The following is an 11,783-nucleotide window of genomic DNA, read 5'->3' as shown; positions in this document are numbered from 1 at the left end:
GGGACAGACTCTTTATATCGGGAATTGCTTTTTTACTTCCGTTTTGCCTGATAGGTCTTATCCCCGGACTTATCATGTCCTACATAAATGATTTTCTACCCTTATTTATTTTTGATTCTATTGCTTTTATCGTCTCAGTAATGGTTGCATTGGTACCTAAAATACCTCTCATTGTCCGAAAATGGGCAATTTTCATGGTGTTTTATGGAGTTGGTGCTGTCCTTATTTTTTTTATAGGTAATTATGGTCCCGGCCTTATGTATTTATTGGCAGTCTCCATACTCATGATTTTATTCTTACCAAATAATCAGGCCTACACAAGTTTTTACTTTAACCTTGCTACATGCATTATATTTAGCTTGTTGATACACTTTAAACTTATTTCCAATCTACCAAATCTTCCCCATATCGATTTGGTCCACTGGATCACTGTATCTTCCAATTTAATATTCTTAAGTGCCATGTTTTCTTTCCTTATTCCCAAATTATTCTCAAGACTTGAAAACAGCTTAAAAGAACAAGTTTCACTTCAAAAGGAATTAAAAAAGGGAACCGTAAAACTAAAGGCATCTCTCGATGAAGTGGAATCTAAAAACCGGGAATTAGAACATTTTACTTATGTCGTATCCCATGACTTGCAAGAACCCTTAAGAATGATTTCCAGCTTCTTAGAATTGCTGAAAATTAAATATTATGGAAAGCTGGATGAAAAGGCAAATACCTATATTTCCTATGCTGTAGATGGAGCCAAACGGATGCGTTTACTTATTTTGGACTTATCAGAATATTCAAGGATTAATAAAATTACTGAAGATCCTATTTTCCTTGATCCAAAGAAAATCCTTGATGAATTACGAGTTACTTTTCAGGATGAAATTGAAATTAAAAATGCAGAAATTACGGTAGAAAACTTAAACCCATTTTTGGGTTACCCTAGCTTTTTTTCTATTTTGTTACAAAACCTTATCGCCAATGCTTTAAAATATTCAGAACCCAATCGATCACCAAAGATTCATTTTTCAATGGCGGAAAGAGAAAATGATTATGTATTTCAGCTCACAGACAACGGAGTTGGTATTGATGCTGAGTATTTTGATAAAATTTTTATACTTTTTCAAAGGCTACAGCAAAAAAACGCCGGAAGAGGAACCGGCATGGGATTAGCTATAGCTAAAAAAATTACTGATATGTTGGGAGGCGAAATTTGGGTTTCATCAGAGGTAGGAAAAGGCTCTGTATTCACCTTTACCCTACCCAATTACGAAAAAGTCAATTAAACCTACTCCTTGTTCCTAACATATATTAATTTCTCTCTACGTTCAACTTCAAAATTAGGAATTGCACTAACCAATGGTGTAAGTTTTTGAAAACCATAATTTCTGGAGTCAAAATTAGGTTGCTTTTTCTGGAGCAAATTCCCAATATCTCCCATAAAGGCCCAACCATCATCCTCTGCCAAGTCAGAAATGGTACTTGAAATTAACCGAATAAGCTTTGGATTAATTTTATCCAACTGTATAGAATTAACCTCTTTGTTTTTTCCATTTTCCTTGCTAACACTGGCCTGTAAAATCTCTAAATAAATAAATTTATCACAAGCAACAATAAAGGGATTAGGAGTTTTCTTTTCACCCATTCCAATCACCAACATACGGGATTCTCGCAATCTGGTTGCTAACTTTGTAAAATCACTGTCACTGGATACCAAGCAAAATCCATTCACCTTATCGGAATACAAAATATCCATGGCATCAATGATCATGGCTGAATCAGTAGCATTTTTGCCGGTGGTATAGCCATATTGCTGTATAGGGTTGATGGCATTTTCCAATAGCACATTCTTCCATTTTCCCAATTGAGGTTTTGTCCAATCCCCATAGATTCTTTTAATAGTCGGATTGCCGTATTTGGCGATTTCCTCCATCATTTCCGTCACCTGAGTAGAAGGAACGTTATCAGCATCAATCAGTACGGCAATTTTAATGTCTTTTTCCATAAGGCTTTAGTATCGGGTATATAGGATTACTAACTAATTCTATCAGTCCTAATCAAGAATCAAGTCATGTTTTCATCTTGGTTTTCAATCTTAAAAATGATTAAAACAATACAAATCTAAACAATTCTTAATAGAATGGTTGTAATAAACTACTCACTTTGCTCAATTTTCTGTTTGATAAAATAGTCGTTATTATCATATTTCGACGCTTTGGCCCACTTGACATTGGTTTTTGGTAAATATTGCGCCAAACGCTTTTTAATCCCTTCATAGCCTTGTCTATCTGCAAGGTTGTACCATTCATTGGGATCTTCCTCCACCGCATACAACTCTTCAGCACCGTCTTCATAGTGAATGTACCTGTACTCCTTGGTGACTATCGCATGGTTATTTCTTGCCCAAGTAACGATTGCCGGTTTATCCCATTTTAGCTTGGGATTCTTTACTAGGGGATAAATACTTTCTGCCTCGATATTTTTGGGTTTTGGAAGCTTGGCTAAATCTGCTAATGTTGGATAAATGGAAAACAATTCCACGGGCGTTTTTACTTTTTCACCTTTTGGAATACCCGGCCCGGCATATATCAATGGGGCAGCAGTTGCGCTGTTCCAAAGGGCCACTTTTGCAAAGGTGTTTTTTTCTCCCAACCTATAGCCATGGTCAGACCACAGGACTACGATGGTATTTTTTGCATGTGGACTTTGTTCCAAGGTTTTTAGCACTTTCCCAATATAATGATCAACAAAGGATACACTGGCCAAATAGCCTTGAAGAATGTTTTTCCATTGCCCATTGGCCAATGCCCATTCAGTGGTGGGCATCATTGGTAAATCGTCAATCTCAAGGGCAATTGGAGGTAAATCCTCACGGTCAGTCTCCAAGTAAGGAGGAAGGGTGAGTTTGGCAGTATCATACAGATCAAACCATTTTTTAGGAACATACCAAGGTACATGAGGCCGCAAAAAACCAACGGAAAGGAAGAAAGGTTGATCATATGTCCTATTGAGCCTTTCAGCAGCCCATGCTGCAGTATGATAATCCGGCATTTGCTTGTCTTCAGCCGGAAAAGGGCCCCAATCCGTGGATGTTCTTTTCTTGTCCCAATGAAAATTTTGCGTAGCATAAGGACCAAAACCATTGGCACGCCCACCACTTTCATCAAATATATGCTTGGGAGCATGCTTATGGTAAATCTTGCCTATCCCCATCGTATAATACCCATGCTCCTTGAAGTACTGGTGCATCATTTTAGCATCCTTAGTAGCCTTATTTGTCTCTTTAATATCGTTGTCATCAATAAATCCATAAATACCGGTGGTAGAAGGCCGTAAACCGGTCATTATGGCCGTTCTAGAAGGACTGCACATAGGGGATTGGCATTGGGCCTTGGTAAAAAGTAAGCCATTTTTGATAAGCTTATCCATATTGGGTGTTATGGCATCGGGATGTCCCATCCCACCTACAAAATTATTCAAATCATCCACAGCAATCATTAGAATATTGGGTCTATTCTGCTGACTTTTTCCGGTGGTGCTGCTTAGACAAAAACTTATTAAAAACAATAAAAGGTACTTTTGGGGCATGGTTGGTTGTTAATTGTTAATGGGGTAATGGTTAATTGTTAATTGTTAATGAATTAATTGTTAATGAGATAATTAAAGAATTGTTAATTGTTAATTATTTCAAAATTTTAATTTCAAAAGGTAGGCTTGTCTGGAGCCGGTGTGTACAGAATTAAAACCTATCATATCACCATTTGGGCTCCACCTACAATGAATGTCACAACGCCAATGTCCTTTAAATGATTCTGGAGTTACAAACTGACCTAAGGTCCTTACTGCATTTGTTTTCATATCCATTAAATAGATTTTCTGTTCTCGAAATTTGTTTTCTCTGGCATAAGTGTCTGTAACCATCCATTTGCCATCAGGCGAGAAAGTCCCATGTCCATCGAAATCCAATAAACCGTTTCCTAGTCTTTTATAATTTTCCTCACCGGTGGTGTATAATATATGAGCGTATTGGGTGTTCTCAAAGGATCCTGTCACCATCAATTCTTCATCGTTTAGCCAGTCAAAATGGGATCCTCCCCAACCGTCTGGAAAGCACCTTTGAAGCCCTGTGCCATCTGTATTCACTATCAACGAAGTAGTATTTCTATTGGGAATGGCTCTTGCCAACCAAAATAGTTTGGTTCCTCCTCTACTAAATAATGTATGGTTAAAATACTCTATTCCTTCCTCCGGAATTTCAGGTACAAGTTCTTTTACATCTGCAATAGAAACAAGAAGCTCAGACGTTCCTGTTTCCAGATCTATTAAAAAAATACCGTCATCCTCAGGAAACTGGACATCCTCTTGTTTATCTTGCCCTTCACCTCCATAACCATAATCACTTCTAGTGATACGTAATCTGGAAAAATTAATACTAACAGCCTTTTTTCCATCCGGAGATACCGCACTTACCGGATGGGGTATGGTTTTTATCTCTTCTTGGGTATGAACATTCATGATTATGGAAACAAATTTGCCTTCCCTTAGGTCATTGTATATGATTAAAGAATCAGGTGAGGAAGCCAGCCAATGCGCCATGCACCCTTGCTGAAAATTCCATGCCTTAGTCGTAGTAAGCGGCTTAAATTCCATGGTTTCCAGGTCAACCATACCAAGCGTAGCTTCGTCATCTTCAGTTGGAAGCCTATCTACAATATCTGTTTCCAAAACTGTTGCATACCGCTGATTGGCGCTGAATGAATTGATTCCATAATAACTTGCATATAGGTGTTCTTTCCCATTATCTACCAGTTGAATGGGCTCAGAAACTTTTGGAAAATGAACAAGATTGGGATTACTCTTCTCCTCATTGGAAGATCGCTCAGTACAAGAAATCACAATTAAACAACTAAGCAGGGTAAAAATTAAAGCTCTCATGGAATTGATTTTGGTTATTTGGTGGATTTCAGCTAGCTAAACAAAAGAATTGGCGTCACAAAATAGCATGAGAAAACGATCTTTTCAAACAAGTGGATTAAATAAGCCCAAATTTAATCACCCCATCAATCTTCCTTATAGACTCAGCTCTGTTTCAAGGCACCCAATTCTTTTTACAAAAAACCAAAACCGACTGAAGAATATCAAATCTAAGTTTGATCAAGTTTTTATTTCGATTTATAGGGTTGATTCATTTCCTACCAAACGCAGTAAAATCACCTAAGACCGCTCACACCTAACTATATTTTACATTTTTAAAATTTTAAGTATTAATTTATTTTATTCTTATTAATAGATTACTTATAATTTTTTTTACCAAATAATCAATATAAACAATTTATATATTTTCAATTAATGTTTTTTATTTAATAAACTAAATTTAAAATAATTTAAACTGTTTTTTAGTTAACTTTTTATTATCATTATCATTTATTGTAATTATGTCAATTTTCAATTAATCGGTGATTTGCACCATTTTAAAAAACCTAAAATCAAAATTATGAAACAACCCTTATTAAAACATGTGAAACCCTTAATGCGATTGTTTTCGATGGCAATTATTATCCAGTGCGCAAGCATGGATTACCTAATTGCTGAAAATAAAAAGGGTAGAGAAAAAAGCTTAGAAAATTCCCGAAAGCAATTTTTATTGCCTAGTGGAAAAGGTTCTGCTTCACTTACAAATGTTGAAGCTTTTGCAAGTAGCATTTCATCCGATCGAGCAGATATAACTGTTACCGGAACCGTAACAGATCAGGAAGGAGAACCAATCCCGGGAGTGACAGTTTCCATACCCGGAAGTTCTTTCGGTACGGCTACTGACCTGGATGGTAAATACTCCATAACTGTTCCCGAGGATGCAACCCTTGTATTTTCATTTATTGGATTTGAAACGCAAAGCATAGAAGTAAACAATCAAAGCAATATTGATGTCACCTTGGCAGAAGATGTTGCCTCCTTGGATGAAGTCGTAGTAGTTGGTTATGGTTCTGTCAATAGGGAAAACCTCACGAGTGCGGTTAGTTCTTTGGATGAGAAGGATTTTGTAGCCGGCACAGTTTCTCCATTAATGGCCATTCAGGGAAAAGTTCCCGGATTAAGTATTCAATCCACCAATGGTGCTGATCCCAATGCAGGTGTCTCGATCCAGTTGCGTGGAGTAAACTCAGTAAATGCTTCTCAAGGACCACTTATTGTCATTGATGGCGTACCAGGTGGAAACATCAACTCAGTAGTAAAAGAAGATATTGAATCAATAGAGGTATTGCGTGATGCCTCCGGAGCTGCTATCTATGGTACCAGAGCTTCCGGTGGCGTAATTTTAATTACTACCAAGTCTGCTAAATCCGGAGAATTAACTGTGAGCTATACAGGCGAGGTGTTCGCTACCACTGTACGTCGTTACAATGAACCTCTTGGTAGGGATCAATTTCTTGAGGAGGGCCTGGGTAATGACCTTGGACACAACACCGATTGGTTCAATGAAGTCACCAATGATACGCCTTTAAGCTACAGAAATGTATTAAGCTTTAGCGGAGGAGTGGAAGATGCCAGAATCCGTGCAACCATTAGTAATAACAATGCAACAGGTCTAGCCATAGGTTCAGACAGAAATGATTTACAAGCCAGAATCAATACTGATTTTACCTTGTTTGAAGGCTTCCTTAGGATTACAAACAATCTTTCCTATAGTGAAAGGCAGTCCAACTTTTCAAATAACGATATTTTCAGGATGGCCTTGCAGCTAAACCCAACAGAAACTCCCTATGATCCGAGCATGCCTCATGGGCTGAATGTATGGACAGGAGGATATGATTGGTATAATCCTGTAGCGGATATTCGCTTGATGAAAAATCAAAGAAAATATGAATATCTACTAAACACCACCTCCTTGTTGTTTAACCTGTCTGACAATTTATCTCTTACTGCCAGGTATTCCTTTAACAAAGGAAGTAATTATGGGACCTATTGGAGATCTGCCCAGCATAAGACCTCCCTGGATCAGGGAGTCGCAGGCTATGCCAGCCATAGTTATGGAGAATTTCAAGACAATACCTTAGAAGCTTTTTTCACTTATGATGAAACCTTTGACCTCCACACCATCAATGCTGTAGGAGGTTATAGTTTCCAGGAGTTTAATGGACAAGGTTTTTCTGCAAACAATTCAGATTTTGCTGTAGATGGTATAGAAGAACATGATTTGGGAACAGGTAGGTTTTTATCTGAAGGAAGGGCCGGCTTGGGTTCCTATAAAAACCCAAGGGTAAGATTAATGGCCTTTTTTGGAAGGGTGAACTACAGCTGGAACAATAGGTATTTGATTACTGCCAGTTTGAGAAGAGAAGGTTCCTCCAAATTTGCCAAAGGGAATAGATGGGGAAATTTTACTGCCCTATCCTTAGGCTGGAATATTCACAATGAACCATTTATGCAAAGCCAAAATTTATTCACCAATTTAAAACTAAGAGCCGGTTTTGGAGAGACAGGAAATGAAGGATTCGCACCGGGAGTGGCTACTAGGATGTATGGCCCCGATACCTGGTGGCTCATGAATGGAGAATGGAGAAGAACTTATGGAGTCTCCCACAACCAAAATACAGACCTAAAATGGGAAACCAAAAAGGAATACAATTTAGGGATTGATTTTGCCATTCTGGAAGGTAATGTGTATGGTAGGTTTGATGTTTTTAGAAGAGATGTTGATGACTTGATCTATGATATCTCTGTTCCACAACCTCCGGCAATCCATGATAAAACAACCATGAATGTAGGAATATTGAGAAATACAGGATGGGAAGCTGAAGTATCCTGGAATGCCATCAACAAATCTGATTTCAATTATACAACCACCTTGATTGGTTCTGCCTATAAGAGTGAATTGGTAAGCCTTTGGGGAAACCAGACTTTCTGGGACAGAAAAGGATTTCCTGCTCCGGGAAGCCCGGGTAATGCTGTAAGACTATTCCCCGGAGAACCTATAGGAAGGTTCTTTGTATGGGAACATGCCGGATTTACTGAAGATGGTAACTGGATGCTGAGAGGTGACGATGGAGAAGTATTTGACGTTACGGAAAGAACAAAAACCAATCAGGATAAAAAATTTATTGGTAATGCCATTCCGAAATTAATCCTTGCCTGGAACAATCAATTCACTATTGGGAACTTTGATATAAATGCTTATTTCAGAGGCTGGGCAGGACATGACATATTCAACATGCCTAATTTCTACTATGGAATACCTTTAGAGTCTAGAAATGTCTTGGTAGAGAATTACGAAGAACAAAAGCATATTACCGGGGAAAAAGAGTTGAGTGACTACTGGATCGAAGATGGGGATTTTTTAAAGCTTGATGTTTTATCCGTAGGTTATTCCTTTGATTTAAAAGGAAGTAAACATGTCAAAGGCTTACGACTTTATGCCACTGGGCAAAATTTATTCGTGCTCACCAATTATTCAGGGCTAAATCCTGAAGTAAACATTAATGGTTTGGATCCGGGATTTGAAGAAAGGGCAACCTATCCACAAACCAGAACTTTTATGTTAGGAGTACAAGCAAATTTCTAAAGCCAAAAAAATTAAGACAATGAAAATAACAAAATATATATTAATTCTATTTACTGTCATCATAACAAGCTGTTCTTTGGATGAAGTTTGGTATGACCGGGTAGTACCGGAAACCTTCTTCAAGACTGAAGGAGATGTATTGGCAGCGCTTTACCGCCCCTTTACCCACGCCAGGTGGTACTTGACAGGAGACAGATGGGTGGCTCAAGAATTTTCTGGAGACCACTTTGCACGTACTACCAAAGGTAGGCATTGGTATGATGGAGGCCGCTATGCTCGTTATCAGCATCATGAATGGACACCGGATGAATCTCAGTTGTTTGGAACTTGGAGAGGAACCCTACAAGGTGTAGCTCTTGCCTTGGATGTTAAGCAAGACTTGGGTAAATTAAACTACCAAGAACTAGCCCTAACAGAGGAAGATAAAGCAGCCCATCTTGGTCAGTTGGATGCACTGATTGCCTTTTTCTACTTAAGGGGACTGGATTTCTATGGCGGACTTCCCATATTTACTAGTTTGGATCAGGAAGATGTACCAAGAAGTACTGATAAAGAGACTTTTGATCACATTGAAGGTTTATTAAAGCAGGCACTTATCGACTTGTCTGTAAAAGAGGACGGTACACCTCAAGAAGGAGCCATTACCAAAGGAGCTGCAGCTGTGATGTTATCGAGGTTATACTTTAATGCTGAAGCTTATATAGGAATTCCTATGTATGCAGAAGCAGCTGAAATATCCAAAGCAATCATTGCCAATGAATATGGAAATTATAGCTTGGATACAGAATGGAGTGGCCCACACGACTTTGAAAATCATGAATCCCCTGAAATCATATGGTCTATTCCGTCGGAATTTAATCGATTAGAATACACTCATTACGGTCATATGTATCATTACAATTCCCGTGTTTACTTTGATGTGGACCTTGGTTCAAACAACGGTACTCATTTGCAACCCTCCAGAAAACCTGATGGCTCTTTGTATTCAGAAGATTTTAAACTGGGTTCACCTTACGAGAAATTTGAAGACACTGACCTGAGAAAGAAACCTTTTCAATACCTAGGCTCAGGAAGTTATGAGGGCATGTTCTTGGTAGGACCACAAATCTCTCCTATTACAGGAGACCAAGTGATCGGGAATGAGGAATACAATGACCAACCGCTTGAATTTGTAGATCAGGTAGCAAGATTCTCCGAATTAGGCTCCACCTATTCTACTATCGAGGAACTCCCCTCTAATATAGGCGCAGGTGAAGAAAATACAGGAATCCGCTTAGTTAAAATCCCCGTTGCTTCAAGCCAAGACCTTAACTTAAGATGGGCGGCAGATCACCCGGTTTTCAGATTGGCAGAAGTTTATTTAATGCTGGCTGAGTGTCAGTTAAGGTTAGGAGAAGCAGCTGAAGCTGCTGAATTGATAAACACGGTACGCCAAAGGGCTTTTGAAGGGGGCAATGACCCTAACCCGGCTAGTGCAGGAAATTTAGATTTATACAGAATGTCCGATGAATGGGGAATTGAATTTTTAGGTGAAGGTAGGAGAAGAACCGATTTAATCCGGTTAGGTTTCTTTACCACGGAAGAATGGTGGGATCACACTCCTTCTAATGCTGACCATCTGAAACGTTTCCCTGTACCAACTGCCGCGCTTTCGGCAAGTAATGTACTTGAACAAAACCCTGGTTATTAATCTTAAACAGTTCCCCTAAAAATGGGGTTTCATACAATCAAAACCGGCAGCTAAACTTTAGTTGTCGGTTTTTTTATGAAAAATGATAATTATAAATGGCTAATTCAATAATTATCAAATGTTAATTGTTGATTAGATTAAGGTTGTAAATTTCCGGATTTTCGTTGTTATAGGTTACTAAAAGGTGCCGGACTCCATCTATGGTAAGGATATCTAAACTACTTACTGCTTTTTGAGTAAAATCCAACCCTAACTGTTCTCCTTCAAAGATTGCACCTCCGACAGTAATTATATTCCCGGCTAAACTACCCAAACGGCCATGATAAGGAGAAAGCCCGAAATAATTCCCAGCTGCCAAAACTTCCTTCATACCGTCTCCATTAAAGTCAAACTTTAGAAAAGTAGTTAAAGGCGCAACTTGTAAAGGGGCATCAAAAGCCTTGAAGGTAAATTTACCTCCAGAATTAAAAAGGTATCCTGATGCCAAGTTGTTTACAGTAAAAAGACTTGCCTTGGCTAACTGCTCTTTGTCAAATATTTGCTCTATTGGTTGACCTGCAAAATCTTTGTAGGATGTGAATTTTCTTTTAAGAAAACTCATTTGCCCGGCCAATTCATCAAGTCCGGCAACAGGATAATATTCACCATCTTTCCAGTAGGCCACTATTGTTTCAGCTCTTCCATTTCCATCAAAATCTGCATGGTACATTTTCAAAGGATGTTCTTCACTAGCAATGAATTTGCTGTTTAATCCCCAATTACCAAGTAGATAATCCATTTCACCATCTGCATTGATATCAAATGGAACAATTGCCCGATATAATCCGGTCAAATCCTGGTCGAAGACTTCATCGGTATAATCGGATAAATCTCCTTCGTTATTTCTAATAAACTTAGGCGTCATCCACTCTCCCACCACAATCAAATCTACCCAACTATCTCCATCGAAATCTGTCCATATGGCATCCGTGACCCTACCAATATTTTCAAGTGACTTGTTTTCAACCATTTCAAATGAATTGCCCTTATTATTCAACAGATAGGACTTCGGTATTATCCCAAAATCCTTCGATACAGCACCCCCACCTACAAAAAGATCTAAATGGCCATCTTTATTATAATCATAAGCTTTTACTACAGCCCCATTTGCAAGCTGTGATGGAAAATCTTTTTTAGTGAAATCTTTCCCATCATTAATATAAAGCCTATCCCTTAAAGCTTCATTTTCTTCAGAAAACTCCCCTCCTGCAGATACCACAAATAAATCATTTCTCCCATCCTTGTTAAGATCTTCTATTATTGCAGAGACATCTTCCCGCAATGAATCAAAAGCAATGGCCTCTGAATGTTTATCGATAAAACCTCCTTCAGCCTGGAGAAAAACCTTTGCTCCCTGAGATTTGGCTCCTCCAAAAAACACATCATCACTACCATTGCCATCCAGATCATTCACTGCCACAGCTGGACCCCGGTCAGAAATTTTATAAGGAATCAACTTTTGCTGATTAAAATCAATAAACCTGTTTTCTTGGTGTTGGTATT

The 11,783-nt window shown here is 38.5% G+C and carries 7 protein-coding genes; 3 read left to right on the top strand and 4 right to left on the bottom strand.

Annotated elements, in window-relative coordinates; all coding sequences use genetic code 11:
- Positions 1–1,277, top strand: a 1,277-nt coding sequence (locus tag AAC037_RS09150) for an ATP-binding protein (protein ID WP_339902703.1), incomplete at its 5' end; no start/stop codon positions are given.
- 2 nt (positions 1,278–1,279) lie between these two features.
- Here the strand turns inward: AAC037_RS09150 and AAC037_RS09145 are convergent.
- The 3 genes from AAC037_RS09145 to AAC037_RS09135 all read right to left on the bottom strand — a co-directional run bounded on the left by AAC037_RS09145 (position 1,280) and on the right by AAC037_RS09135 (position 4,926).
- Positions 1,280–1,996 carry an NYN domain-containing protein gene (locus AAC037_RS09145; RefSeq protein WP_339902702.1) on the bottom strand — a complete coding sequence of 239 codons (717 nt, stop codon included), beginning with the start codon at positions 1,994–1,996 and terminating at the stop codon, positions 1,280–1,282.
- A 149-nt stretch (positions 1,997–2,145) separates the two neighbouring features.
- Positions 2,146–3,579: a sulfatase gene (locus tag AAC037_RS09140; RefSeq protein ID WP_339902701.1), complete on the bottom strand. Its 1,434-nt coding sequence runs from the start codon at positions 3,577–3,579 to the stop codon at positions 2,146–2,148.
- 99 nt (positions 3,580–3,678) lie between these two features.
- Entirely contained in the window at positions 3,679–4,926 is a 1,248-nt protein-coding gene (locus AAC037_RS09135; RefSeq protein WP_339902700.1) for a hypothetical protein, read from the bottom strand.
- A 559-nt stretch (positions 4,927–5,485) separates the two neighbouring features.
- Between AAC037_RS09135 and AAC037_RS09130 the strand changes: the two genes are divergently transcribed.
- Together AAC037_RS09130 and AAC037_RS09125 are read left to right on the top strand one after the other, a co-directional pair.
- On the top strand, positions 5,486–8,551 hold the full coding sequence (locus AAC037_RS09130) for a SusC/RagA family TonB-linked outer membrane protein (protein ID WP_339902699.1): 3,066 nt from the start codon (positions 5,486–5,488) through the stop codon (positions 8,549–8,551).
- 19 nt (positions 8,552–8,570) lie between these two features.
- On the top strand, positions 8,571–10,241 hold the full coding sequence (locus tag AAC037_RS09125; protein WP_339902698.1) for a RagB/SusD family nutrient uptake outer membrane protein: 1,671 nt from the start codon (positions 8,571–8,573) through the stop codon (positions 10,239–10,241).
- A 121-nt stretch (positions 10,242–10,362) separates the two neighbouring features.
- Here AAC037_RS09125 and AAC037_RS09120 read toward each other — a convergent pair.
- Positions 10,363–11,783 (bottom strand): VCBS repeat-containing protein (locus tag AAC037_RS09120; RefSeq protein ID WP_339902697.1); only part of this gene is annotated, 1,421 nt, incomplete at its 5' end.

Origin of the sequence: uncultured Cyclobacterium sp., assembly GCF_963976465.1 — a bacterium.
In the GTDB taxonomy this organism is placed as follows: Bacteria; Bacteroidota; Bacteroidia; order Cytophagales; family Cyclobacteriaceae; genus Cyclobacterium.
This window is presented reverse-complemented; position numbering and strand designations above follow the sequence as displayed.

Bases quoted from the DNA above. Each gene is read 5' to 3' on its own strand.
- AAC037_RS09145 (WP_339902702.1), bottom strand. From the start codon at position 1,996: ATGGAAAAAGACATTAAAATTGCCGTACTGATTGATGCTGATAACGTT.
- AAC037_RS09140 (WP_339902701.1), bottom strand. From the start codon at position 3,579: ATGCCCCAAAAGTACCTTTTATTGTTTTTAATAAGTTTTTGTCTAAGC.
- AAC037_RS09135 (WP_339902700.1), bottom strand. From the start codon at position 4,926: ATGAGAGCTTTAATTTTTACCCTGCTTAGTTGTTTAATTGTGATTTCT.
- AAC037_RS09130 (WP_339902699.1), top strand. From the start codon at position 5,486: ATGAAACAACCCTTATTAAAACATGTGAAACCCTTAATGCGATTGTTT.
- AAC037_RS09125 (WP_339902698.1), top strand. From the start codon at position 8,571: ATGAAAATAACAAAATATATATTAATTCTATTTACTGTCATCATAACA.